The 24,175-nt window shown below is 71.4% G+C and carries 26 protein-coding genes; 16 read left to right on the top strand and 10 right to left on the bottom strand.

Going from position 1 to position 24,175, the window contains the following annotated elements:
* The first annotated feature begins 43 nt into the window (after nucleotides 1-43).
* The 6 genes from rimI (at nucleotide 44) to ACIQ9G_RS13295 (ending at nucleotide 4,798) form a co-directional block, all read left to right on the top strand.
* The gene (rimI, locus tag ACIQ9G_RS13320) at nucleotides 44-556 is read left to right on the top strand and encodes a ribosomal protein S18-alanine N-acetyltransferase (protein ID WP_403608828.1); all 513 of its coding nucleotides are present in this window, start codon (nucleotides 44-46) and stop codon (nucleotides 554-556) included.
* Complete coding sequence (tsaD, locus tag ACIQ9G_RS13315) at nucleotides 549-1,664, top strand: tRNA (adenosine(37)-N6)-threonylcarbamoyltransferase complex transferase subunit TsaD (protein WP_403608586.1); 1,116 nt, start codon at nucleotides 549-551, stop codon at nucleotides 1,662-1,664. Before rimI ends, tsaD begins: the two co-directional genes overlap by 8 nt.
* Entirely contained in the window at nucleotides 1,661-1,930 is a 270-nt protein-coding gene (locus ACIQ9G_RS13310) for a hypothetical protein (RefSeq protein WP_403608585.1), read from the top strand. The genes tsaD and ACIQ9G_RS13310 overlap by 4 nt, the downstream gene beginning before the upstream one ends.
* Before the next feature lie 19 nt (nucleotides 1,931-1,949).
* Nucleotides 1,950-2,519, top strand: a complete 570-nt coding sequence (locus ACIQ9G_RS13305; RefSeq protein WP_403608584.1) for a DUF485 domain-containing protein — start codon at nucleotides 1,950-1,952, stop codon at nucleotides 2,517-2,519.
* 26 nt (nucleotides 2,520-2,545) lie between these two features.
* Nucleotides 2,546-4,126, top strand: a complete 1,581-nt coding sequence (locus ACIQ9G_RS13300) for a cation acetate symporter (RefSeq protein ID WP_403608827.1) — start codon at nucleotides 2,546-2,548, stop codon at nucleotides 4,124-4,126.
* Between the two features lie 240 nt (nucleotides 4,127-4,366).
* On the top strand, nucleotides 4,367-4,798 hold the full coding sequence (locus ACIQ9G_RS13295; protein ID WP_403608583.1) for an ester cyclase: 432 nt from the start codon (nucleotides 4,367-4,369) through the stop codon (nucleotides 4,796-4,798).
* Between the two features lie 3 nt (nucleotides 4,799-4,801).
* Here ACIQ9G_RS13295 and ACIQ9G_RS13290 read toward each other — a convergent pair whose 3' ends face one another.
* Complete coding sequence (locus tag ACIQ9G_RS13290) at nucleotides 4,802-5,044, bottom strand: hypothetical protein (protein ID WP_403608582.1); 243 nt, start codon at nucleotides 5,042-5,044, stop codon at nucleotides 4,802-4,804.
* Between the two features lie 183 nt (nucleotides 5,045-5,227).
* On the opposite strand from ACIQ9G_RS13290, the gene ACIQ9G_RS13285 reads away from it, so the two are divergent.
* The 3 genes from ACIQ9G_RS13285 (at nucleotide 5,228) to ACIQ9G_RS13275 (ending at nucleotide 7,247) form a co-directional block, all read left to right on the top strand.
* A complete protein-coding gene (locus tag ACIQ9G_RS13285; RefSeq protein ID WP_403608581.1) occupies nucleotides 5,228-5,419 on the top strand; it encodes a hypothetical protein in 192 nt (63 codons plus the stop codon).
* A gap of 164 nt (nucleotides 5,420-5,583) precedes the next feature.
* Nucleotides 5,584-5,940, top strand: coding sequence for a YciI family protein (locus ACIQ9G_RS13280; RefSeq protein WP_403608580.1), 357 nt, complete (start codon nucleotides 5,584-5,586; stop codon nucleotides 5,938-5,940).
* Nucleotides 5,941-5,990: 50 nt separating this feature from the next.
* A complete protein-coding gene (locus ACIQ9G_RS13275) occupies nucleotides 5,991-7,247 on the top strand; it encodes an RNA polymerase sigma factor (RefSeq protein WP_403608579.1) in 1,257 nt (418 codons plus the stop codon).
* Nucleotides 7,248-7,356: 109 nt separating this feature from the next.
* On the opposite strand, the gene ACIQ9G_RS13270 is transcribed toward ACIQ9G_RS13275, so the two are convergent.
* Nucleotides 7,357-8,649, bottom strand: coding sequence for a methyltransferase domain-containing protein (locus ACIQ9G_RS13270; RefSeq protein WP_403608578.1), 1,293 nt, complete (start codon nucleotides 8,647-8,649; stop codon nucleotides 7,357-7,359).
* Here ACIQ9G_RS13270 and ACIQ9G_RS13265 point away from each other — a divergent pair.
* From ACIQ9G_RS13265 to groL, 4 genes are all read left to right on the top strand, one after another.
* Nucleotides 8,632-9,573 (top strand): polysaccharide deacetylase family protein, encoded by a 942-nt coding sequence (locus ACIQ9G_RS13265; RefSeq protein ID WP_403608577.1) that lies wholly within the window; start codon nucleotides 8,632-8,634, stop codon nucleotides 9,571-9,573. The genes ACIQ9G_RS13270 and ACIQ9G_RS13265 overlap by 18 nt on opposite strands.
* Nucleotides 9,570-10,385, top strand: coding sequence for a polysaccharide deacetylase family protein (locus ACIQ9G_RS13260; protein WP_403608576.1), 816 nt, complete (start codon nucleotides 9,570-9,572; stop codon nucleotides 10,383-10,385). The genes ACIQ9G_RS13265 and ACIQ9G_RS13260 overlap by 4 nt, the downstream gene beginning before the upstream one ends.
* A 402-nt stretch (nucleotides 10,386-10,787) precedes the next feature.
* Nucleotides 10,788-11,096: a co-chaperone GroES gene (gene groES, locus ACIQ9G_RS13255; protein WP_053135717.1), complete on the top strand. Its 309-nt coding sequence runs from the start codon at nucleotides 10,788-10,790 to the stop codon at nucleotides 11,094-11,096.
* A gap of 115 nt (nucleotides 11,097-11,211) precedes the next feature.
* On the top strand, nucleotides 11,212-12,837 hold the full coding sequence (gene groL, locus ACIQ9G_RS13250) for a chaperonin GroEL (protein ID WP_403608575.1): 1,626 nt from the start codon (nucleotides 11,212-11,214) through the stop codon (nucleotides 12,835-12,837).
* Between the two features lie 396 nt (nucleotides 12,838-13,233).
* Here groL and ACIQ9G_RS13245 read toward each other — a convergent pair whose 3' ends face one another.
* The 7 genes from ACIQ9G_RS13245 to ACIQ9G_RS13215 form a co-directional block, all read right to left on the bottom strand.
* The gene (locus ACIQ9G_RS13245; protein ID WP_403608574.1) at nucleotides 13,234-14,877 is read right to left on the bottom strand and encodes a trypsin-like serine peptidase; all 1,644 of its coding nucleotides are present in this window, start codon (nucleotides 14,875-14,877) and stop codon (nucleotides 13,234-13,236) included.
* A gap of 558 nt (nucleotides 14,878-15,435) precedes the next feature.
* Nucleotides 15,436-15,996 (bottom strand): DUF4232 domain-containing protein, encoded by a 561-nt coding sequence (locus ACIQ9G_RS13240; RefSeq protein WP_403608573.1) that lies wholly within the window; start codon nucleotides 15,994-15,996, stop codon nucleotides 15,436-15,438.
* Nucleotides 15,997-16,402: 406 nt separating this feature from the next.
* Nucleotides 16,403-16,576 carry a hypothetical protein gene (locus ACIQ9G_RS13235; protein WP_403608572.1) on the bottom strand — a complete coding sequence of 58 codons (174 nt, stop codon included), beginning with the start codon at nucleotides 16,574-16,576 and terminating at the stop codon, nucleotides 16,403-16,405.
* Between the two features lie 19 nt (nucleotides 16,577-16,595).
* On the bottom strand, nucleotides 16,596-16,964 hold the full coding sequence (locus tag ACIQ9G_RS13230; RefSeq protein WP_403608571.1) for a hypothetical protein: 369 nt from the start codon (nucleotides 16,962-16,964) through the stop codon (nucleotides 16,596-16,598).
* Nucleotides 16,965-17,632: 668 nt separating this feature from the next.
* Nucleotides 17,633-18,340: an ester cyclase gene (locus ACIQ9G_RS13225; RefSeq protein WP_403608570.1), complete on the bottom strand. Its 708-nt coding sequence runs from the start codon at nucleotides 18,338-18,340 to the stop codon at nucleotides 17,633-17,635.
* Nucleotides 18,341-18,449: 109 nt separating this feature from the next.
* Entirely contained in the window at nucleotides 18,450-19,223 is a 774-nt protein-coding gene (locus tag ACIQ9G_RS13220) for an SDR family NAD(P)-dependent oxidoreductase (protein ID WP_392190761.1), read from the bottom strand.
* A 308-nt stretch (nucleotides 19,224-19,531) separates the two neighbouring features.
* The gene (locus ACIQ9G_RS13215; RefSeq protein WP_403608569.1) at nucleotides 19,532-20,200 is read right to left on the bottom strand and encodes an MOSC domain-containing protein; all 669 of its coding nucleotides are present in this window, start codon (nucleotides 20,198-20,200) and stop codon (nucleotides 19,532-19,534) included.
* 80 nt (nucleotides 20,201-20,280) lie between these two features.
* On the opposite strand from ACIQ9G_RS13215, the gene ACIQ9G_RS13210 reads away from it, so the two are divergent.
* On the top strand, nucleotides 20,281-21,192 hold the full coding sequence (locus tag ACIQ9G_RS13210) for a LysR family transcriptional regulator (protein WP_403608568.1): 912 nt from the start codon (nucleotides 20,281-20,283) through the stop codon (nucleotides 21,190-21,192).
* An 84-nt stretch (nucleotides 21,193-21,276) separates the two neighbouring features.
* Here the strand turns inward: ACIQ9G_RS13210 and ACIQ9G_RS13205 are convergent, their stop codons facing one another.
* The gene (locus tag ACIQ9G_RS13205; protein ID WP_403608567.1) at nucleotides 21,277-21,603 is read right to left on the bottom strand and encodes a WhiB family transcriptional regulator; all 327 of its coding nucleotides are present in this window, start codon (nucleotides 21,601-21,603) and stop codon (nucleotides 21,277-21,279) included.
* A gap of 380 nt (nucleotides 21,604-21,983) precedes the next feature.
* Between ACIQ9G_RS13205 and ACIQ9G_RS13200 the strand changes: the two genes are divergently transcribed.
* Both ACIQ9G_RS13200 and ACIQ9G_RS13195 read left to right on the top strand, forming a co-directional pair.
* On the top strand, nucleotides 21,984-22,595 hold the full coding sequence (locus tag ACIQ9G_RS13200) for a response regulator transcription factor (protein WP_003948568.1): 612 nt from the start codon (nucleotides 21,984-21,986) through the stop codon (nucleotides 22,593-22,595).
* Between the two features lie 876 nt (nucleotides 22,596-23,471).
* Nucleotides 23,472-24,059 (top strand): sigma-70 family RNA polymerase sigma factor, encoded by a 588-nt coding sequence (locus ACIQ9G_RS13195; protein WP_356182230.1) that lies wholly within the window; start codon nucleotides 23,472-23,474, stop codon nucleotides 24,057-24,059.
* Nucleotides 24,060-24,175: the final 116 nt, after the last annotated feature.

Below are 24,175 nucleotides of genomic sequence, written 5' to 3'. Positions count from 1 at the left end.
CGGACCCGCCACCGGCGGTGCCGCGACTCCCGTGTTGCGGGAGATGCGCTGGTGGGACATCGACCCGGTGCTGGAACTGGAGAAGGACCTGTTCCCCGAGGACGCCTGGTCCCGGGGCATGTTCTGGTCCGAGCTGGCGCACGCGCGGGGCCCCGAGGCGACGCGGCGGTACGTCGTCGCCGTCGAGGACGACCGGATCGTCGGGTACGCCGGGCTGGTCGCCTCCGGGGACCAGGGGGACGTCCAGACCATTGCCGTCGCCCGCGACCACTGGGGCACCGGACTCGGCTCCCGGCTGCTGTCCGAGCTGCTGCGGGCCGCGACCGCCTTCGAGTGCGCCGAGGTGATGCTCGAGTGCCGCGTGGACAACGTCCGCGCGCAGAAGCTCTACGAGCGCTTCGGCTTCGAACCCATCGGCTTCAGACGCGGCTACTACCAGCCGGGGAACGTGGACGCCCTGGTGATGCGCCTGTCCACCGCGTCCGGCAGCGGCCCCGCCGCGGGTGCCCCCGCCCCCTCCGACAACGGCGTACAAGGAACCGACATCCATGACTGACATGCGCGACGAGCCGCTCGTCCTCGGCATCGAGACCTCCTGCGACGAGACCGGCGTCGGCATCGTCCGCGGTACCACCCTGCTGGCCGACGCGGTCGCCTCCAGCGTCGACGAGCACGCCCGCTTCGGCGGGGTGGTGCCCGAGGTGGCGTCCCGGGCGCACCTGGAGGCGATGGTCCCCACCGTCGAGCGGGCCCTGAAGGAGGCGGGCGTCTCGGCGAAGGACCTGGACGGCATCGCCGTCACCGCGGGCCCCGGCCTGGCCGGCGCCCTCCTGGTCGGCGTCTCGGCCGCGAAGGCGTACGCCTACGCGCTCGGCAAGCCGCTGTACGGCGTCAACCACCTCGCCTCCCACATCTGCGTGGACCAGCTCGAGCACGGCCCGTTGCCGGAGCCGACCATGGCGCTGCTGGTGAGCGGCGGCCACTCCTCCCTGCTGCTGTCCACGGACATCACCTCCGACGTCCGCCCGATGGGCGCGACGATCGACGACGCGGCCGGCGAGGCCTTCGACAAGATCGCGCGCGTGCTGAACCTGGGCTTCCCCGGCGGCCCGGTGATCGACCGGTACGCGAAGGAGGGCGACCCGAAGGCGATCGCCTTCCCGCGCGGCCTGACCGGCCCGCGCGACCCCGCCTACGACTTCTCCTTCTCCGGCCTGAAGACGGCGGTCGCCCGCTGGATCGAGGCCAGGCGGGCGGCGGGGGAGGAGGTCCCGGTGCGGGACGTGTCGGCCTCCTTCCAGGAGGCGGTCGTGGACGTGCTGACCCGCAAGGCCGTGCGGGCCTGCAAGGACCAGGGCGTCGACCACCTGATGATCGGCGGCGGTGTCGCGGCCAACTCCCGGCTGCGCGCGCTGGCGCAGGAGCGGTGCGAGGCGGCAGGGATCCGGCTGCGGGTGCCCCGCCCCAAGCTGTGCACGGACAACGGCGCGATGGTCGCCGCGCTCGGCGCGGAGATGGTGAGCCGGGGGCGTGCGGCGTCCAGCTGGGACCTGTCGGCGGACTCGTCCCTGCCGGTGACGGAGCCGCACGTGCCGGGCGACGACGGACACGGTCATGGTCACGATCACGTGCACGAGGTGAGCACGGAGAACCTCTACTCATGACCGTCGCCCTCATGTGGGAGGCGCGTGCGGTCCCCGGCCGGGGCGAGGAGCTCCTGGCCTGGGCCCGCGCACAGGAACTCGCCGCGCGGCCGGTGCGCCGGGAGTTCTTCCGTGCCCCGCAGGACCGCGTCCTGGTGGTCACCTGGTGGGACGCGGCGTACGACGCCGACCTCCCGGAACTGCCCGAGCCCGACGGCGAGTTGGTCACCCGCGCGGTGCACCGCTGGCGCTTCGAGTCGGCGGGGGAGGACCGGGACGGGGCGTAGGGCCGAGCGGGTGTCGGTGATGCCCGTGACGGCCTCGGTGCGCCCGGAGTCTGGCGCGGACCAGTACCGGCGAGTAGCGTGCGCTCACCCCCCGCTTCCCTTCGGTCCCACCTGGGCCCCGAGCCGCGCAAGGAGAAACGGGATGCAAGACGCGTTCCCGTCCCCCGAGTACCGCCCGCAGCGTGCGGCCCCGCCGTACGATTCGGCATTCCGTCCGCCGCCGGCGCGACCCGCCCACCCCCCGCAACCGCGACCGCGGTCCGGCGGGGAGAACCGTCCGGCGCTCGGCCACCCCCGCGAACTTCGCCTTCTGCGCGGTGCCTACCGTCTGCAGCGGCGCGTGCCGGTCCTCACGGCACTCGGGTACTTCACCCTCTTCCTCGTCCTGTCCGCGTTCGTGCCGTCGCTGACGACGCGATCCGTCTCGGGCGGCCTGACCACGGGGCTGCTGCTCGGCCTGCTCCAAGTACCCGTCACCTGCCTGGCCGTCGGGCTGTACGAGTACACGGCGCGCCGCAGGGTCGATCCGCTCGCGGGCCGCATCCGCGAGCAGGCGGAGCCGGGCGCCGGGCGGGGAGGGGCACGGTGACCGGTCTCAGCAGTTCGGCGCAGGCGATGTCGCTGGTGGCGTTCACGGCGGTCGCCACGATCACCCTGTTCCTGTGCGTGATGACGGGCCCCGACAGGGACGACCTCGACGAGTTCTACACGGGGTACGGGTCGCTGTCGCCGATGCGCAACGGCCTGGCCATCGCCGGGGACTACATATCCGCCGCGACGGTCCTGTCGACGGGCGGTGTGATCGCCGTCTTCGGGTACGACGGCGTGGTCCTGGCGCTGAGTATCGCCCTCTCCCTCATGCTGCTGATGTTCCTGCTGGCCGAACCGCTGCGCAACGCGGGCCGGTTCACGATGGGCGACGTGTTCGCGCTTCGGATGCCCGGACGAAGCGTGCGCATCGCCGCGTGTGCCGCGACGATCACGGCGCTGGTGCCGATGATGCTCATCCAGCTGGCGGGCACCGGTGATCTGATGGCGTTCGTCCTCGGCTTCTCCAGCGACTCGCTGAAGACGGCCTGCATCGTCGGAATCGGCGCACTGATGATCAGCTACGCGGCGATCGGCGGTATGAAGGGCACGGCCCTCATCCAGATCCTGAAGATCGTGATCCTGCTCGGCTCCGGTGCCGTCGTGGCCGCACTGATCCTTCGGCAGTTCGACTGGGACCCGGGCAAGCTGTTCTCCGCCGCGGCAGCGCGCGGGGGCGTGGGGCCGGCCTTCCTGCGCTCGGGTCTCCAGTTCGCGGGCGGGCCCGAACCCCGGCTGGACATGATCAGCTCAGAGCTCACCGTCGTCCTCGGCAGCGCCTGTCTGCCCCATGTCACCATGCGCATGTACACGGCGCGCAGCGCCCGTCAGGTGCGCCGGTCGATGTCCTGGGCGGTGCCCAGCGTGGCCCTCTTCATGCTGATCGTCACGGTCGTCAGCTTCGGCGCGACGGCGCTGGTCGGGCGCGCCGCGATCGCGGGCGCCGACCCGACGGGCAGGACCGCGTATCTGCTGGGCTCGCGGGCCGCGTTGGGGGCGGAGGTGTCGACGGCCGAGACCTTCCTGTTCACCGTGGTCACGACGGCGCTCTTCCTCACCCTGCTCGCGTCGGTCGCCGGGATGATCCTGGCCTGTGCCAACACCCTCGCGCACGACCTGCTCGCCAACCGGGCGAAGCAGACCGCCCCACGCCGCGAGATGACCATCGCCCGGGTGTCCGCGCTGGCGGTGGGCGCCCCCACCATCCTGCTGGCCACCCTCGTCCAGCACCACAACCTGCAGCCGCTGGCCCTGTTGTCGGCGTCCCTCGGCGCATCCGCACTCGCGCCCGCTCTCGTCTACAGCCTGTTCTGGCGCCGCTACACCCGTACTGGGCTGCTGTGGACCCTGATCGGCGGATCCCTCGCCACCCTGGTCCTCATGACCGGCACCAACCTGGTCTCCGGGTCCCCTGCCGCCGCCTTCCCGAACGCCGACTTCAACTGGTTCCCGTTCACCACCACCGGGCTGGTCTCCGTCCCCCTCGGCTTCGCCCTCGGCTGGGCGGGGACGGTGATCTCCGGGCGGCGCAAGGCGGAGGAGCAACGCCGGCAGTACGAGGCGGTCGAGGCCTGGATCCTGGCGGGGGCGACACGACGAGGCGGCTGACGCCCGGGCCGTACCCCCTGCTCCACGCTCCGGCAGCACCCCGCCAGCGGCCGGCGCCGGGCCCGGAGCGGCGGCGGACAACGCGGGCACACCCCTGAGCACCGGCCGGTGAGACCGGCCGGTGCTCGGCCGGCACACCGCCGCGGTGCCGGGCCGCTGCCGAGATGCAGCGGCCGCCGCGCGGAGTCAGCATTGGAAGGGAAGCGGGGGCGACCGGGGGATGATGTGGCGGAGGATCTTATGGCAGACAACGAGGCATTCGTCCGCGGACTTTTCGAGGCCTGGAACAACCGCGACTACGACTCCATCGCGGGGGCCGTTGCGCCCGACTGCACCCTCATCGACGAGGGCAGCGGCAGGACCCTGGAGGGCCCGGAAGGCTTCACCCAGCTGGCCAAGGCGCTGTTCGAGGCCATGCCCGACGGGAAGTTCACCCTGGACCACCTCACGGCCCAGGGGGACACGGTGGTCATCGAGTACACGGGCAGCGGCACTCAGACCGGCGACCTGAGGCTGAACGTCGGCACCGTGCCCGCGACGGGACGCCCGGTAACGGTGCACGCGGTCGACGTCTACGAGGTGAAGAACGGCAAGGTCCAGGAGGCCCGCGCCTACCTCGACTCCGGCTCGATCATGTCCCAGCTCGGCCTGACGGAGCGGATGGGGGCCTGACCCTCAGTCAACTACGGCCGGCTGCACCACGGTCGTCCCGCAGCGCAGCCACCGGTCCGGGCCCAGCACCCGCACCGGACCCGTCAGGGTCAGCCGGGCGGTGTGCCGTACCTCCGCGGCGGACGAGGCCAGGCAACAGTTCCAGCGCACCCGGCTCCACCAACGCGCGCCCGAGGCGTCGGTGAACGCCGAGAGGGCCGCGTGGACATGGACGGTCAGGCGGCGGGAATCCAGCGCCGGCTCCATACGCCGTAGCCGACCGGGCGGACGTCCGGCCGCGAAACGCTCGCGGCCCCCGGCCCGCACCCTGCACGGCAGCGGCCTCGGCCGCTTCGGTCTGCGGCAGGAATTCGACAGGGCGCTGCTGGAGCAGACCTGGGCCACCGACCTGCCGGCCGTTCGGCCCGGTTCCACCGGGTCGCCGACACGGTGACCGGCAGCCCGACGGCGGACACCGGTGGCTCGCTGGGCGAGCTGACCCGCCTGGGCCAGAGCCTGCGGGGCCTGTCGGCCGGCCGGGTGAGGACGGTGACCATGCCGGTGGTGCCGGCCCCGTCCGACCCCGACCGGGTGGTGGCCGAGGAACCCGGGGCGAGCCGCCTCTGGGCGTCCCTGCGCTGACCATCCACCGTCCACCGCCGACAGGAACGCCACCCCCACCTGCGGGAACGCCCCCGGAGAAAAATCTTCGGGGAAATCCGGCGCGGGTGTCGATTCCCGGTGTCCCCGTTCGACGCAGGGGTGAGAGGCGGGGAAGGGCCCCGTCCTCGACCCGAGGAGACACCATGCCGCGCTACCTGTCGCTCGTGAGGATCGACGAGTCCACCGCCCCCGCCGAGGGCCCGAGCTGCGAGCTGACGCAGCGGATGGGTGAGCTGATCGAGGAGATCACCAAGGCCGGGGTCATGCTCGACACGGCCGGGCTGACCCCTTCCGCCCAGGGCACCCGGGTGCACTGGGAGGGCGGGAAGATCTCCGTCACCGACGGGCCGTTCACCGAGTCCAAGGAGGTCGTCGGCGGCTACGCGCTCATGCAGTGCAAGGACATGGCCGAGGCCCTGGAGTGGACCAAGCGGTTCCTGAAGGCCCACGAGGAGTTCTGGACGGTGACCTGCGAGGTGCGGGAGATCGCCGAGGGCTGAGTCCTCCTTGGCCGGGGGCCGCCGGGGGTGTTGCATGGGGAACTGTGGAAGTGGACAGGCAGCCCACCGGGCCCTCCGGCGCCCTCGAAACCGTCTTCCGGCTGGAGTCGCCGCGTGTCGTCGCCGCCGTGGCCCGGATCGTGCGGGACGTCGGCATCGCCGAGGAGCTGACCCAGGACGCCCTGGTCGCGGCGCTGGAGCAGTGGCCCCGGGACGGGGTGCCGGACAACCCCGGCGCCTGGCTCATGACGACCGCCCGCCACCGCGCCGTCGACCTGGTGCGCCGCCGGGAGCGGTACGCCCGCAAGCTGGCCGAGATCGGGCGCGACCTGGAGAGCACGTCCGGGCCGGAGGAACCCTCCGGCCCGGACGACATCGACGACGACCTGCTGCGGCTGGTCTTCACCACCTGCCACCCGGTGCTGTCCGCCGAGGCCCGCATCGCCCTCACCCTGCGGCTGCTCGGCGGTCTGACCACGGCCGAGATCGCCCGCGCCTTCCTCGCGCCCGAGCCGACGGTCGCCCAGCGCATCGTGCGCGCCAAGCGGACACTGGCCACCCGGAACGTCGCCTTCGAGGTGCCGTACGGCCCCGACCGGGAGGCCCGCCTCGGTTCCGTGCTCGACGTCATCTACCTCGTCTTCAACGAGGGTTACGCCGCCACGGCCGGCGACGACTGGCTGCGCCCCGCCCTGTGCGAGGACGCGCTGCGCCTGGCCCGGCTGCTGAGCGGACTGATGCCCAAGGAGCCCGAGGTGCACGGGCTGACCGCGCTGCTGGAGTTCCAGATGTCCCGCGCCGCCGCCCGCACCGGTCCGAACGGCGAGCCCGTGCTGCTCCAGGACCAGAACAGGCGCCGCTGGAACCGCATGCTCGTCGCCCGCGGCGTCACCGCCCTGGCCCGCGCCGACGCCGTGGCCACCGGAGCCCCCGGCCCCTACGTCCTCCAGGCCGCCATCGCCGCCTGCCACGCCCACGCGCTCACCTACGAGGAGACCGACTGGCCCGCCATCGCCACCCTGTACGGCCTGCTGGCCGCCCGGTCCCCGTCCCCGGTGGTGGAGTTGAACCGTGCGGTGGCCGTCTCGATGGCGGACGGCCCGGCCCCGGCGCTGGAGATCGTCGACGCCCTCGCCGCCGAACCGGCCCTGCGCGACTACCACTTGCTCCCCAGCGTCCGCGGCGACCTGCTGTCCCGCCTCGGCCGCCCGGCGGAGGCCCGCGTGGAGTTCGAGCGGGCGGCATCCCTCACCCGCAACACCCGCGAACGGGCCCTGCTGCTACGCCGCGCGGCCGCCTCCGGCTGAGCGGCGTTCCTCACGGCACCGACGCGTGATCCCGGAAGGCCGGGCCAGGGGTTTCGCCGTGGGCAAGGGGATCGTCGCGTCCTGAGCGGCCCGGCCCGCGCCGCCGCTGTCAGTCCGCCGGGTGGCCGATCAGCATGGTCGGGGCTCCCGCGACGCGGGTCAGGAACACCGTCGCCGTGTTCCGTCCGTGCGGCTTGGGCAGCACCTTGCGGCGCAGTTCCTCCGGTTCGACCGCCGAGCCCCGCTTCTTCACGGTCAGGACGCCGATCTCGCGCTCCCGCAGCAGGGCCTTCAGCTTCTTGACGTTGAAGGGGAGCCGGTCGGTGATCTCGTAGGCGCGCGCGTACGGCGTGGGGCGCAGGGTGTCGGCGGTGACGTAGGCGATGGTCTCGTCGAGCAGGCCCCCGTCGAGCTCCTCGGCGACCTCGGCGACCAGGTGGGCCCGGATGACGGCGCCGTCGGGCTCGTACAGAAAGCGGCCCACGGGGCGCACCTCCGGGTCGGGCAGGCCGCGGCCCGGCAGGGTGCGCGGACCGGGGAGCAGGGTGGCCCGGACGCGGCCGGGCTCGGTGCCGAACCAGAGCACCGCCTCCTTCACGTCCCCGCCGTCGGAGATCCACTCGGCCTCGGCCTCGGCGGGGACGGCCTCGTGCGGGATGCCCGGGGCGATCTTCAGCGCCGCCCGGGGGGCCTTGAGCGCGGTGTCCACCGCCCAGGACAGCGGCGGCGAGTACGCCTCGGGGTCGAAGATCCGGCCCCGGCCGCCGCGCCGCGCGGGGTCCACGAAGACGGCGTCGTACCCCGAGGTGTCGACCTCGGTGACATCCGCCTCCCGGACCTCGATCAGGTCGCCCAGCCCCAGCGCCTCGGCGTTCGCCCGCGCCACGGCCGCCGTCAGCGGGTCCCGGTCCACGGCCAGCACGCGGATCCCGGCGCGGGCGAGCGCGATCGCGTCCCCGCCGATCCCGCAGCACAGGTCGGCCACGGAGGTCACGCCGAGGTCCCGGAACCGGTGCGCCCGGTGGGCCGCCACGCTCGTCCGGGTCGACTGCTCGACCCCGTTCGGCGTGAAGAACATCCGCTCCGCGTCCTGGGCCCCGAACTTCGCCGCCGCCCGCTGCCGCAGCCGCGCCTGCCCCAGCGCGGCCGACACCAGCTCGGCGGGGTGCTCGCGGCGCAGCCGGGTGGCGACGGCGAGTTCTCCCGCGGGGTCGGTGCCGCGCACCTCGTCCAGGAGGGCACGGCCCTCGGGGGTGAGCAGCGGGGCGAAGTCGCGCAGGCGGTGGTCGTTCACCGGCTCATTGTGGGCCAGTCGGTGGATGGTGCGCCTCCCGCCGCGGTGTCGGCCCGGGTTCCCCGCGGAAGCCTGCGAAGATCCGGCGCCATGGGAGTAGTAGGACAAAATGACAAAAAGCGCCCCGCGGTGGCGGTGCGCCGGAAGGCCGTGACCCGGGGCGGTCTCGTGCTCCTCGTGGCCGCCGCACTCGCCTCGGGCTGCACGCCCTCCAACACCCAGGCCCGGCCGGCCCCCGGCCAGGAGCCCCTCCTCCAGGCGCCCCCGGCCCGCGCCCTCCACTCCTACGCCGGCCGCCTGCGCGCCGCCTACGAGGCCCGCGTGGCCGCCGCCCGGCGCTGGGGCCTCATGCGGGTCCCGCTCACACCCCCGCCGCCGCCCGCCGTCAAGCCGAGGATCCACGCCCGCCCCGGCTTCCAGGTGACGAACCAGGAGGAGTGGGATCTGCCCCCGGTCTTCACCACCGTCCCCACCAGGGACCGCGTCGTCTTCCTCACCATCGACGACGGCTCGGAGAAGGACCCCGAGTTCCTGGAGATGATGCGGGACCTGAACATCCCGTACACCGCCTTCCTCAGCAACTACCTGGTGAAGGACGACTACGGGTACTTCCGGACGGTGCAGGCCTACGGCAACACCCTCAACAACCACACCCTGCACCACCCCTACCTGCCGGGCCTGTCCTACGAGGACCAGGAGCGCGAGATCTGCGACATGCAGGACATCATGCGGCGCCAGTTCGGCAAGCGCCCGAAGGTCTTCCGCCCGCCCTACGGCAACTACAACCAGGACACCCTGGTCGCCGCCAAGTCCTGCGGCATCGAGTACGCGCCGATCTGGAACGAGGAGGTCTTCGTCGACCACTGGGAGTACCGCGAGGTCGACCAGCGGATCCACCGCGGCGACATCGTCCTCACCCACTTCCGCGGGCCGGGCGAATGGAACGGCACGATGATCGACGACATGCGCCGGTTCCTGAACAAGGTCACGGCCGAGGGGTACGCGGTGGCCCGGCTGGAGGACTACCTGTGAGGCCGCGGCGCGTGGCCGCGGCCCTGCTCGCGGCCGTGCTGCTGACCGGCTGCGCGCCGTCCGTCGACCCCATCGAGCGGCTCGGCAGGAAGGCGGCCCAGCGGGTACGGCCCGCGGGCCCGGCCGCCGAGCCGCCCTACCGCCGCTGGGGCCTGGCGGCCCCGCTGCCCGCGCCCCCGCGCCCGCCCGCCCGGCCCCGGCTCACCGGCACCTCCGGCCCGGGAATGCCTCCGGTCGTGGACCACGTCCGGACCTCCGACAAGGTCGTCTTCCTCACCTACGACGACGGGGCGGAGCGCGATCCGCGGTTCGTCGACATGGTGCGTGAGCTGAGGCTGCCGGTCAGCATGTTCCTCACGGACAGAGTCGTCGGACCGGGGTACGGGCACTTCGCCCACCTGATGTCGGTCGGCGCGGACCTCCAGAACCACACCCTCGACCACCCCTCGCTGCGCGGCCTGCCCTACGCCGGCCAGCGCGCCGAGATCTGCGGCCAGCGGGACAAGCTGCACGCCCGCTTCGGCGTCCGCGCCCGCCTGTTCCGGCCGCCGTACCGCGCGTTCGACCGCACGACCCTGCGCGCGGCGGCCGACTGCGGGGTCTCGGCGGTCGTCCTGTGGCGCGCCTCGATGTCGGACACCGACCTGCGCTTCACCCACGGCCACCGCGGCCTGCGCCCCGGCGACATCCTCCTCGTCGCCTCGGACGACGACGACCTCGACGGCCCGACCCTGCGCGAACGCACGACACGGCTGCTGCGCCGGATCCAGGACCGGGGCCTGACGGTGGGGCGGCTCCAGGACTACCTGTGAGCCGAGGTCACGCATTCAGCCCGTCCGACGCGTGAGTAGCCGGCCCGTCCAGCATTCAGCCCGTCTGGGGGCACACCCTGCTCGAAGAGCTCGGGGGAGTTCGAGGACGAGGCCGTCAAGGCCGAAGCGGGGGTCCGGGGGCGGCGGCCCCCGGGGCCGGTCACACCAGCAGACGGTGTGCTGCACAACCCCGCGCTCACAGGGAACTCCCGCGACGCGCCGCAGGCAATTGGCACTCCGCTTGACCGAGTGCTAACGACAGTCATAGTCTCAGGTCTGGCACTCCCCCCTGGAGAGTGCCAACACAGCGACGGGCAGGTCCGGCACCCGCGACGACGGATCGACCTGGTCGCCACCTCAGACAGTTAACCCCGTGAGATCTCCGAAGGGGGAGGTCGGATCGTGACGACCACCAGCTCCAAGGTTGCCATCAAGCCGCTCGAGGACCGCATCGTGGTCCAGCCGCTCGACGCCGAGCAGACCACGGCCTCGGGCCTGGTCATTCCGGACACCGCCAAGGAGAAGCCCCAGGAGGGCGTCGTCCTGGCCGTGGGCCCGGGCCGCTTCGAGGACGGCAACCGCCTTCCGCTCGACGTCAGCGTCGGCGACGTCGTTCTCTACAGCAAGTACGGCGGCACCGAGGTGAAGTACAACGGCGAGGAGTACCTCGTCCTCTCGGCCCGCGACGTGCTCGCGATCATCGAGAAGTAATCACCTCAGCATTCCTGCTGTGAGCTGCGCCCCTGGCCCCCGCGACCGATAAGAAGCCGGGCGCCCGGGGCGTAGTGTCTTTTTCACCCAGAATTCCGAGAGGGCTCCCGCTGCCATGGCGAAGATCCTGAAGTTCGACGAGGACGCCCGTCGCGCCCTCGAGCGCGGCGTCAACAAGCTTGCCGACACGGTCAAGGTGACGATCGGCCCCAAGGGCCGCAACGTCGTCATCGACAAGAAGTTCGGCGCGCCCACCATCACCAACGACGGCGTCACCATCGCCCGCGAGGTCGAGGTCGAGGACCCGTACGAGAACCTCGGCGCCCAGCTGGTGAAGGAGGTGGCGACCAAGACCAACGACATCGCGGGTGACGGCACCACCACCGCCACCGTGCTCGCCCAGGCGCTGGTGCGCGAGGGCCTGAAGAACGTCGCCGCCGGTGCCTCCCCGGCCGCCCTGAAGAAGGGCATCGACGCCGCGGTCAAGGCCGTCTCCGACGACCTGCTGGCCACCGCCCGCCCGATCGACGAGAAGTCCGACATCGCCGCGGTCGCCGCGCTGTCCGCCCAGGACCAGCAGGTCGGCGAGCTCATCGCCGAGGCCATGGACAAGGTCGGCAAGGACGGCGTCATCACCGTCGAGGAGTCCAACACCTTCGGTCTGGAGCTGGACTTCACCGAGGGCATGGCGTTCGACAAGGGCTACCTCTCGCCGTACTTCGTGACCGACCAGGAGCGTATGGAGGCCGTCCTCGACGACCCGTACATCCTGATCCACCAGGGCAAGATCTCCGCGATCGCGGACATGCTCCCGCTCCTCGAGAAGATCATCCAGGCGAACGCCTCGAAGCCGCTGCTGATCATCGCCGAGGACGTCGACGGCGAGGCCCTGTCGACCCTGGTCGTCAACAAGATCCGCGGCACGTTCAACGCCGTGGCCGTCAAGGCCCCGGGCTTCGGCGACCGCCGCAAGGCGATGCTGCAGGACATGGCCGTCCTCACCGGCGCCACCGTCATCTCCGAGGAGGTCGGCCTCAAGCTCGACCAGGCCGGTCTGGACGTCCTCGGCTCCGCCCGCCGCATCACCGTCACCAAGGACGACACCACGATCGTCGACGGCGCCGGCAAGAAGGAGGACGTCGAGGGTCGCATCGCGCAGATCAAGGCCGAGATCGAGTCCACCGACTCCGACTGGGACCGCGAGAAGCTCCAGGAGCGCCTCGCGAAGCTGGCCGGCGGCGTGTGCGTGATCAAGGTCGGCGCCGCCACCGAGGTGGAGCTGAAGGAGAAGAAGCACCGTCTGGAGGACGCCATCTCCGCGACCCGCGCCGCGGTCGAGGAGGGCATCGTCTCCGGTGGTGGCTCCGCCCTGGTCCACGCCGTCAAGGTCCTCGAGGGCAACCTCGGCAAGACCGGCGACGAGGCCACCGGTGTCGCCGTCGTCCGCCGCGCCGCCGTCGAGCCGCTGCGCTGGATCGCGGAGAACGCGGGCCTGGAGGGCTACGTCATCGTCTCCAAGGTCGCCGAGCTGGAGAAGGGCAACGGCTACAACGCCGCCACCGGCGAGTACGGCGACCTGGTCAAGGCCGGCGTCATCGACCCGGTCAAGGTCACCCGCTCCGCCCTGGAGAACGCCGCCTCCATCGCCTCCCTCCTCCTGACGACCGAGACCCTGGTCGTCGAGAAGAAGGAAGAGGAAGAGCCGGCCGCCGCGGGCCACGGCCACGGCCACGCCCACTGAGCGCTGCGCTGAGCGTCAGCTCCGGCTGAGCTGAACCAACGGTGCCCAGTCCTCTCGGGGGCTGGGCACCGTGCGTTTTCCCGCTGCCTGTGCCTGTGCCTGTGCCTGGCGGGTTCGCGTCTGCCGTGCGGGGTTCGATGCCGGGTGGGGCGCCGTGCTTGGTTGCTCGCGCAGTTCCCCGCGCCCCTTACGGGGCGACACACGTCCCAGCGCGCACCGCACACCCACGCGGAAGATCGGTACGGGTGGTGGCCTCCCCGTTTCCCTTCGGGTGGCTGGGTCTCCCCGGCCTACGGCCAGGCGACCTCCCGGGCGGTGGCCGGCGTGCCGTACGTGTGATGCCCTCGGCACGGGCGTGTGCCGAGGGCATCGGGTGTCGGGCGCTGGTGCCCGGGTTCAGGCGGGGTGGACCAGGGTCTCCTCGGCGCCCAAACGGGCGGCGCCGGTGTCCCTGTACATCGTGGTCTCGCCGTCGGACCAGCGGATGACGAGGTCGTCGGTACGACCGTTTCCGGTGAAGTCACCGGTCGTCATGGCCAGGTCGTGCGTCCAGAGGGCGTTCTTGTCCAGGATGCGCTGCTCCTGTCCCAGGCCCGACGTGCTCGTGTTGACATAGTTGTCGACCTCGCCGTCGGTCCAGCGCACCATGAGGTCCCACTTGGCGCTGCCGGAGTACTCGCCGGCGGTGAGCAGGGTGGCGTCCCGCCAGGTGTCGTTCTTGCCGTGGAGCTGGTGCTCCTGGCCGAAGGTGCCGGCGCTGACGTTGGTGTAGAGGGTGACCTCGCCGTCGATCCAGCGCACAACCAGGTCGGTGACGTACTGGTTGGCGTTGAAGCGGCCCGCCGCGATCTGGGTCGCGTTCTTCCAGAGGTCGTTCGGCTTGATCATCTGGGTGCCGGCCCAGTTGAGGCCCTTGGTGCCCACGTCGCCGTAGAGGGTGACCTCGCCGTCGGACCAGCGCACCATCAGGTCGAACTGCTTCGACCCGGTGAAGTCGCCCGCGGTGATGGTCGCCGCGTGATCCCAGGTGGTGTTCTTGGGCAGCAGTTGCCGCTCACTGGTGAAGTGGCCGTCGCCGTCGCTGTTGTAGAGGGTGGTCTCGCCGTCGTCCCAGACCACGACCATGTCACTGTGGCCCTTGCCGTTGAAGTCGCCCGAGGCCATCAGCCGCGCGTGCTTCCAGGTCGACCCGGATCCCATGGTGTAGGGCAGGGGCGGCTGCTGGTACGGGCCGTAGTCGGGGTTGCGGCCCTCCTGCGCGTCGGCGTAGAGCCGGAAGAAGCGGTCGCCGTGCAGCGGGCTGTAGGTGATCTCGTTGTACCGCGGATCCGTGTGGTCCACATCCGGTCCGCCCTGGAGGAACCCGCCCACGTTGCCGATGATCGTGCCGCTGTCGCCGGAGGTGTCGAGCTTGGAGAAGAACGGGCCGCCGGAGACCCCGCCCCACATGCCGCCGCAGAAGATCTGCATCTGGTAGTAGCCGGACAGTGCCGTCGTGTGGACGTCGGCACAGCGGACCGCCGTGTCCTGGGGGTTGTGCCCGATCATCGGGTAGCCGATGACCGTCACCTTGTTGGTATAGCCGGGCGTACGCTCCAGGCTGTTGGCGCCGCCCACGACATCCTGGACGTTCTTGCCGCCGTTCGGCTTCAGGCTCGCGAAGGCGTAATCCAGGTCGGAGTTCTTGGACTTGTCCGAGGCGTACCGCTTGTCGCGGAACCAGTCGTCGACCGCCCAGACCCCGTACTGCTGCTGCGCCGCCGTCTTGGTGTGGTCGTACATGGGCACGAACATGGACTTCGAGCCGACACAGTGGCCCGCGGTGAGGATCAGGTTGTGCCCCCCGCTGCGCACAACGCTGGCCGTACAGCGGTGGCCCTGCAGGCCCTTGTCGGTGCTGAAGATCGTGCCGACGGTCTTGATGCCCTTGAAGTGCTGGGCGGCGGTCAGCCCGGTGGCGGAGCGCTGCCGGCGTGCCGCCGTCAAGCCCTGCGGTGGGGCGGTGGGGGTACGGCCCGAGGGATCGGTGGCCGAGGCCATGCGCTCGGGAGTCCAGAAGCTGATGGCCGGCCTCGGCCGTCCAGGCGGCGTCGGGGGCCGGCACCTGCGTGTCCGCGGTCGGCGGCTCGGCCGAAGGACCGGCCGGGGGTGTGGGCGTGGCCGACGTCGGAGCAGGGCCGGTGCTCTGTGGGAGCCCCGACGCGGTCGGCGTGGGTGTGCCGGGTAAGGGGGGCGCGGTGTCGGCCTGTGCCACTGCGGCGTTGCCCAGCAGCAGCGCGGCACTCAGCGCCACGACGGCCCCGAGACGTATTCGTTCATCGAGCAATTCAGGTTCTCCAACCGAGGCAGGCCGAACGGCGACACGAGGACCCCACGGACATGCCACTGCCGCAGAGCGGCAGGCGTACCGCTGCTACGGAGTACGAAGTGCGATCTTCCGCCGACGGCCTGCGCCGCGCGCGCAGCGCACCGCAGCACCCCCGGTGCAATTCCCCCCGTGCCGCCATGCGGCGGCTGTCAACCGACCGTGGTCAGCGGTCGCAGCCGCCATGATCGCACGAAGGAGGCGTGCGTACACCTCGTTAAACCAGTGGCGTCTCAGTGCAGTTGGGGCGCACCCAACAGCGGGTCGTCGGGGCCGCACACCTGCGCCCGCACATGGTGCCCCTCTGCGTCGGTCAGCCGCACGCGGGAGCCGTAGTCGTGCGCGGCGTGGTGCGGTGGCGTCACGGAGATGCGCGGGTCGTTCTCCGCCAGGAGGTCGCAGCTCTCGGACGGCGAGCCCACCGCGTCGTAGAAGACCGGGAACTCGATGCTGTGGCCCGGCTTCAGCACCAGACGGACCGGCGTGGACTTCTTCGGCTTCGCGTCGGCCGACGGTCCCTTGCCGACCCAGAACTCGAGCCCCGGGTACCCGTCGAAGGCGCAGGGCCTCGGTCCCTTGTGCGCGGCGCTGAGCATCGCCGTCGGCGTATGGTGAGGCTTGCCCGGCAGAAGGGCCAGCTTCCAGCTCAGCTGGGACGATCCGCACGCGGCGGGACGAGCGTCCGAAGAGCCCTTGGACGGCTGGGTGGCGGTGTTGTGGTCCTTGCCGCAGGCAGCGGCACCCAGCAGCACCACCAGACCGAGAGCCGAGACGGCCAGTGTCCGCCGTGCCATGTGACTTCCCCCTGGTGAAGACACCCTGCGGGACCCCGTGTCACCGCTTTTGCGTCACCGCACAGAAAGATGCAGACCCTCCCAGGGAGGTTCCAGAAGATCCGTCAGATATGACGGTGAGCCTCTCGGGTGTACGCCTTCACGACGGGGCGGGAGCCGTCCGAAGGTCCTGATCGCCGTCACCAGACCCGTAGCCCCTACGTGTGCGGTCTGTCGGGGTGGGGCATGGGCGCGTAGGGCTTGTCGGGGTGGCTGGCCGGCGGCCGGGAGTCCCGCACTGGCCGCCGTAGGCGAATCCGGCCCAGGACGGCGCGGCTTCAGTCTCTGCGGCACCGCCGCCTCGTGTGAAGCGGCGGGCCACTCGCATTACTTCTGCTTCGGCCAAGACCGTTTGAAAAGCGATGCCCTAATTCCGGCTGTCCCGGACTGTGCGCTTGTTCACTTTGTCAATCAGCAGTGCGTAGGAGCCGGCCAGAATGAATGTAGCCACGTATTGAGCCCAATCGGTCCCGGCGAACAGCTTGTTCACTCCGATGAGTACGGCAATCCAGACGAGCGTGACAAGGATCTTGGCCGTCATTTGGTGCGCTCCCGATTTTTTACGTGAAGGACGACAGGCAGGCCGAGGCCCCTGCGACGACGACCTTGGAGGCGATGTCCTTGGCCAGGTCCTTGCTGATGTACCTGCCGACGACGAACGCGGCAGCCCCGCCGATACCGGCCTTGACCAGGCAGTTCTGGACCGCCTTGGTCATCTTGTTGTTGTGCAGGAGCGAGGCGCACGCGTACTTGTCGTGGTAGACGGTGCACATCGACCGCAGGTCTTCCCTCGGGTCGACCCCGACCACCGGCGTCGAAGCCTTGGCGACGTGTTGCGACTGCGTGGCGGCCGACGCGGTCCCGGCACCCATCATGAGGGCACCGCTGAGGAGGGTGACGGACAGCGTGCTCGATATCGCGCGCTTCATGTTGTGAAGATCCCCGATTCTTCCGGCTTGGATATGCGGGCTCTGGTCAGGAGCCTCGCCTTCCGGTCACGCAGAACGCTACAAGCAAGATCACTCAGGGAAGAAGGGAGTTGAGGAAGATCTGAGTCTCTTTGCAGGTGGTTCTGCAATTCAACTGACTTGACCTTCGCCGACGCGTTCCCCGGAGCGCCGTCCGAAGTGCAGCCGCCCTGCCGGAGGTGTGGGCCCGGGTGCTAAGGCGTCGAGCAGCGAGGGCAGAGGCGTTCGTCGCCGGCGGGGCGGAAGAGGCGGGGTTGCACGTGGTCGCCCTCGCATTCGCGGGTGCCGGTCAGCCGGGCCGACAGGCGTGGGGCCGGGCTGGGTTGGACGGGCGCGGAATGCGGGAGTGCCTGATGACGACGGGCAGTCGCACGGCCGCTACGGGCGTGATGCCGGCCTCCTCGGGGCCCAGCCGGACCGTGACGTGGGTGAGGGCGTCGAAGGAGGAGGCGTTTGCGGGCTTGGGAGCAGCGGGCACCTCCGGAAACGGGCCGAAAGAAGTAGGGGAAGAGACCGAGCGGCGCGGCGCAGTCCCCTCCACTGGCAGCCCGGAGATCTAGTCGGCGCCTACGACAATCGGCTCCGCTGCAGAAGATGCCCCCTTCAAGGCCACGGCGGCCCCGTCCTCACTAGATCTCCAACTCCTCCAGCGCCCCCAGTTGGCCCATCAGCCCCAGCTGGTCGTGCTGCCACCAGGTCTCGGCGATCTTCCCGTCGGCCGTGAACCTGAACAGCGTCATCCCGGTCATGGTGACCCGCTTGCCGGTGGGGGCGATCCCCAGGAACTCGCCCTTGTGTGTGGCGTTCCAGGTCCAGCGGGCGCAGACCCGGTCGCCCTGGGCGATCAGGTCCTCGATGGTGAAGGTGAAGTCGAAGGCGTCCCGCCACATCCGGTACTCGCGCCGGAGGGCGTCCAGCCCGATGGTGTCCTGCGGGTTGACCGGGTCGTGGCTGTGGCAGTCCTCGTCCAGCAGGTCGTTGAGCGGCGGCAGTTCACCGGGGGCGGCGAGTGTCTCGAACAGGCGCCGCGCCGTCGTCGCGCACAACGGCTCGTCCCGTACGACGTCGAGGTCCGTGAACGTCGGTTCCTCGTCGCAGAGGGCGACCAGGTCCTGGAAGACGCGGCCGGTCTCGGGCAGCTCCGAGTTCCGCATCGCCTCCTCGTACGAGGGGAACTCCACGATCTCCACGATGTGTGATCCGTCGGAGCGGTCCCTGCCGACCAGGTCGTGCGTCGCCGTCCGCTTCCCCCGGGTCTGCTCGACCCAGGCGTCCATCAGCCGGTTCATCTCGTCGAACCGGCTCGTCCTGCACTCGATGAGCTGTACGAAGGTCATCGCGGCACCTCCGGCCCCCCTGGGTCCGGTACGTCAGGGCCCATTTTTCCACCGGAGCGCCGCCCTCACCTCCGTACCGGCGCCGCGGCCGGCACCGGTGGCGGGGGTGTCACTGGGGCCCGTACTTGCGGCCCGTCTTCGAGGAGATCCCGCCGAGCAGCGAGCGGGGCGTCACCTTCACCAGGCCCATGAGCGCCTTGTAGCGGGGGTCCGGGATCGACAGGGTCCGGCCGCGGGCGAGGTCCGCCAGCGCCGCCGCGACCAGTTTGTCCGCGTCCAGCCACATCCAATTCGGGATGTTGTCCGTGCCCATCCCGGCCCGCTCGTGGAACTCGGTGCGGACGAACCCGGGGCAGAGCGCCATCAGCCGTACGCCGCTGCCGGCCAGGTCCCGCGCCGCGCCCTGCGTGAACTGCACGACCCACGCCTTGGACGCGCCGTACGTGCCCCGGGGCACGAAGGCCGCCACGGAGGCCACGTTGACGACCCCGCCGCGGCCCCGCTCCCGCATCGCCTCCGTCGCCGCCGACGTCAGCCGCAGCACTGCCTCGACGTGCACCTTGAGCATCCGCAGCTCGTCGTCCATCGAGACGTCCAGGTAGCGGCCCTTGTTGCCGAAGCCCGCGTTGTTGACCAGCAGGTCGACGGGGTGCTTGCGGTCGCCCAGGCGCGCGGCGACCGCCTCGATGCCCGCGTCCGTCGCCAGGTCGGCCGTCAGCACCTCCGCCTCGATGCCGTGCCGGTCGTGCAGCTCGGTCGCCTGCTCCGTGAGCCGCTCGGTGTCCCGCGCCACCAGCACGAGGTTGTGCCCGTCGGCCGCCAGCCGCCGCGCGAACGCGGCACCGATGCCCGCGGTCGATCCCGTAATCAGAGCCGTTGTCATGGCGAAAGATTAGTGGCCTGGACCGCCCGGTTCCGATCTCTGCACAGGCCCTCCCGATCGGTGACGGTCGGGTGCGGTGCGGACGGCGTCCTTCCGGCGCATTTCCGGCACCCTTTCGGCGCCCTCCCGGCGCCCTCCCGGCACCCTGTCGGTGTCCGTCCGGCCCCTCGTCCGGCCCCTCGTCCGGCCCTCCACGGGCCCTCGTCCGGCCTCATCCGGCCCTCCACGGGCCTTCGGCCGGCCCTCGTCCGGCGTCCAGCCGGCGTCCCTCCGGCGGTGACCACGGACGAGCGCGTACTGACGTCCGCTCAGCCGCGGTGGGCAGCCGCGTACTTCCGTGCCGCCGCGAGCGACTCCGGGTGCAGGGCCGTGCCCGCCGCGAGCAGCCGGGGCAGCAGGGCGCGGTCGGTGGTGGCGGCCCGGAACTGCAGGGCCACGGTCACGTCGTGGTCCGGCCGGTGCACGACCTCGATCGCGTCGCCCGCCCGGATCTCACCGGCCTCGATCACCCGCAGATACGCCCCCGGCGCACCCCTCAGCGTGAACCGCTTCACCCAGCCCTTCTCCGCCAGATGACCCTGGAACGTACGGCAGGGAATCCGCCCGCTGGTGACCTCCAGCACCACCGCGGGGCCGACCCGCCAGCGCTCGCCGATCAGCGCCCCCGATATGTCGAGGCCCGCCGTGGTGAGGTTCTCGCCGAACGCGCCGTCGGCCAGCGTCCGCCCCAGGTCGCGCTCCCAGGCGTCGAGGTCCTCGCGGGCCATCGCGTACACCGCCTGGTCGTCGCCGCCGTGGTGCCGGGTGTCGCACACCGCGTCCCCGGCCAGACCGCTCGCGCCGGTGCCCTTCGGCCCGGGCGCCGCCACCCGCACCGCCCCGTCCGCCGGCCGCTTGTCGATGCCGGTCAGCCCCTCCGGCTGGTCGGTGTACGGCACGGCGCGCGGCCGACCCAGATTCACTGACAGAAGCTTCATGCCCGCACGGTAGGGGAGCGGGAGTCAAAGCGTCGACGCATTATCGGAACGAGGGCCCAAGTCTGACTTATGCTCAAGGGGTGATCGAGGCTCGTCATCTCCGAGTGCTGCGCGCCGTGGCCGCCACCGGCTCCTTCTCCGCGGCGGGGCGCGAACTGGGCTGCACCCAGCCCGCCATCAGCCAGCAGATGAAGGCCCTGGAGGCCTCCGTCGGCACCCCGCTGCTCGTGCGCAGCGGCCGCGAGATGCGCCTGACCCAGGCCGGCGAGGCGCTCGTCCGGCACGCCAACGGGATCCTCGCCGGGCTCACCGCCGCCGAGGAGGAGGTCGCCGCCATCGCGGGCCTGCGGGCCGGGCGCGTCCGGCTCGTCTCCTTCCCCAGCGGCAGTTCCACGCTCGTGCCGACCGCGCTGGCCGCACTCCGCGCCGCGCACCCCGGCACCCGGGTCTCCCTGGAGGAGGCAGAGCCGCCGAGGTCCGTGGAGCTGCTGCGCGAGGGCGACTGCGACGTGGCCCTCGCCTTCCGCTACGAAGGGGCCGCGGGCGCCGAGGAGTGGGAGGACCTGGTCGTACGGCCGCTGCTGACCGATCGGCTCGTGGCGCTAGTACCGGAACGGCACCCGCTGGCCCACTCCGGTGCCGTCGCGATCGGGGAACTGGCGGGCGAGCCGTGGATCGCGGGCTGTCCGCGCTGCCGCGGCCAGCTGGTGGCGGCGTGCGAGAGCGCCGGCTTCACGCCCCGCATCGACTTCGCGACCGACGACTATCCGGCGGTGATCGGCCTCGTGGGCGCCGGGCTGGGCGTCGCCGTCCTGCCCCAGCTGGCGATCGAGTCCGTACGGCCGCGGGGCGCGCGCACGATGACCCTGGAGCCGGCGGTGCGGCGCGAGATCGTCGCACTCACCCTTCCCGACCTGGCCCAGGTGCCGGCGGTGGCGGCCACGCTGGACGAGTTGGCCCGCGCGGCGTCCCGCCAGGGCCGGGACACGTAGCGACGGCGGACACGGAGCCGACGCGCGCGGGGACGAAACACAAGGGCACGCGTGGGCGTGCCCTGCTGTGGCAGAAACGTTCCTTCAATTGTTCGAGGCGGGGTCCCCGCCGGTCGACGACGTCACCAGCCGGTTCCGTGCCCGCCCCATGAGCTCTTCGCGCTCGTCCTCGGTCAGGCCGCCCCACACCCCGTACGGCTCGCGCACCGCCAACGCGTGCGCCGCGCACTCCGCACGGACCGGGCACCTCATGCAGACCTCCTTGGCCGAGTTCTCCCGAGCGCTCCGAGCCGCACCGCGCTCGCCTTCCGGATGGAAGAAGAGCGAGCTGTCGACCCCGCGGCAGGCCGCCAGCAGCTGCCAGTCCCACAGGTCCGCGTTCGGCCCGGGAAGGCGCGAGAAATCTGCCATTACGTGACCCCTTGTAGCCGTTCGTGGCGGATACGTACCAACGACCGTACATCTCCGATCTAAGGAGATGAAAATATGACTCATTGCGAATCTAGCCCCAGACACCATGAAACGGGAAGAAAAAGGGCCGAACGGGGCATTGCTTGTGATGAAAAGTTGAGGGCCTGGCGGGCATGTCTGCACTGTGTCCGCTTCCTCACGTAGAGTGCCGAAGATGGCACACAGCCCCGTAACTCTTTCGAGTGACCGTCGTTGAGAGTGCGGAGGCGGTTGAGAACACAAGCGCTCGGGCGGGCGTCCGAGACGGTCGACCGCACAGGTGACGATTTCGTACCAGCCTGGAGGCTCAAGGTGACGCGCATCAGCTGCGGAGGACGGCCATGACATCCGTCCTCGTCTGCGACGACTCCCCGCTTGCCCGAGAAGCGCTCCGCCGCGCGGTCGCCACCGTGCCCGGCGTCGAGCGTGTGACGACGGCGGCCAACGGCGAGGAAGTCCTCCGCCGCTGGGGCGCCGACCGCTCGGACCTCATTCTGATGGACGTGCGCATGCCCGGCCTGGGCGGTGTCGAGACGGTCCGGCGCCTGCTGTCCGCGGACCCCGGTGCGCGGATCATCATGCTCACGGTCGCCGAGGACCTCGACGGCGTGGCACTCGCCGTCGCCGCCGGGGCCCGGGGATATCTGCACAAGGACGCCTCGCGCGCCGAACTGCGGGCCACGGTGACCCAGGCCCTGGCCGACCCCACCTGGCGGCTCGCCCCGCGCCGGCTGCGGTCCGCCGAGATGGGGGCCGCGCCCACGCTCACCGCGCGTGAGATCCAGGTCCTGGAGGGCATGAGCCACGGGCGGTCCAACGCGGAGATCGGCCGTGAGCTGTTCCTCTCCGAGGACACCGTCAAGACGCACGCCCGCCGCCTGTTCAAGAAACTCGGCGCCTCGGACCGTGCGCACGCGGTGGCGCTCGGCTTCCGGTGGGGCCTGGTCCGCTAGGAGCCACACACGCGGCGGCGCCCCCATGCGCGGCATCGAACATCGAGCGTGGGGGAGCGCCGGCCCGTACGGCACCGGGTTCCGGGTCTTCGTGCTCCCAGGGACTACGCGTCCCCGGGCTCCGAGTCCCAGGGTGCCCTGGGCCCATGCGGTCCCTGCGGTCCCTGGGGCGACCTGCCCTCCGGTGGAGGCGGGCCTCCCCGGGCCTCCGGGCCCCGGACTCGCACGTACGGCTTAAGCGGACCCCCGGATTCCGTGCCCTGCGGCGACACCGGGTACTCTCCGGCGGCGGTCGATGCGGGTGGTCCGTGCATGCGGTCCATGCATCCGGTCCATGCGGGCGGCCGGACCGGCGTCGCCGGCACCGGCGGCCGATGCGGCCTGCCGGAGGCGGCCGCGGGTGATCGCGGGTGCTCCCAGACGGCCGTAACGGCGTGCCGTCGGGCGGTTCCGCCGGGTGGTCCCGTCCCGCCGTCCCGTCGAGGGGCGCGGCGCGCGGGAACCGCACGGTTCGGCGAGCGGCACGCACGGCAGCTGTACAGAGGCCGCGGAGAGGTCGCCGAGAGGTCGGAGAGGTCGATTTGCCCGGGCAGGAAGCGCCGTTCGCCGTGGTGCCGGAAAGCGCTGGTGGCCGGGCCGCCCGCGCCGACGCCCTGCACCGGCCGAACGCCTGTGGCAAGGCGGCCCGCCGGGCGCGCGCTGCTCGTTTCGCCGCGGATGCCGCATCCTTGAGGTGTGGAGTTCCTCGGGGACAAGTCGGTCGAGCGGAAGAGGAGGGCGCAGGGGATGAGTTCCGGCGCACCTGCTCATAACGCTTCGGTGCACAACCACGGAGGCGGTGCCGCGGACGCTGCGCGGCCAAGGCACCATGGACCGATGCGTGACGACGAGGCGGCACTTGCCCAAGGGCAGATCGGTGCGCTCGTCCACCGCGCGGTCGACGGTGACGAGCAGGCCACGCACGATCTGCTCGCCCGCGTCCACCCGCTGGCGCTGCGCTACTGCCGCAGCCGTCTGACGCGGCTGCCGGGCGACGCGCGCCACTTCGTCGAGGACCTCGCGCAGGAGGTCTGCGTCGCCGTCCTGCTCGCCCTGCCGCGCTACCGGGACACCGGCCGCCCCTTCGAGGCGTTCGTCTTCGCCATCGCCTCCCACAAGGTCGCCGACCTGCAGCGCGCGGCGATGCGGCACCCCGGCTCCACGGCCGTCCCCTCCGACGAGATGCCCGAGCGGCCGGACGACTCCCTCGGCCCCGAGGAGCGCGCCCTGCTCAGCAGCGACGCCGAATGGGCCAAGAAGCTGCTGGCCAACCTGCCCGAGAACCAGCGCGAACTGCTCCTGCTGCGCATCGCCGTGGGCTTGACGGCCGAGGAGACGGGTCAGATGTTGGGAATGTCACCGGGAGCGGTGCGCGTGGCCCAGCACCGGGCGCTGAGCAGGCTCCGGGCGCTGGCGGAGCAGTAGCGCCTGCCGGTTCCCGCGCGGCAACCCCTTGCCCGGCAACGGCCGATGGGGCGGCCGGTGAACGGGCGTCCACCCGCTTCCGTACGAACATACGAAGCCGTAGGCCTCCCCGGACC

Origin of the sequence: Streptomyces sp. NPDC096152, from assembly GCF_044763235.1 — a bacterium.
Taxonomy (GTDB): domain Bacteria; phylum Actinomycetota; class Actinomycetes; order Streptomycetales; family Streptomycetaceae; genus Streptomyces.
Note: the sequence above shows the minus strand (reverse complement) of the source record. Positions and strands in the feature narration are given on the sequence as shown.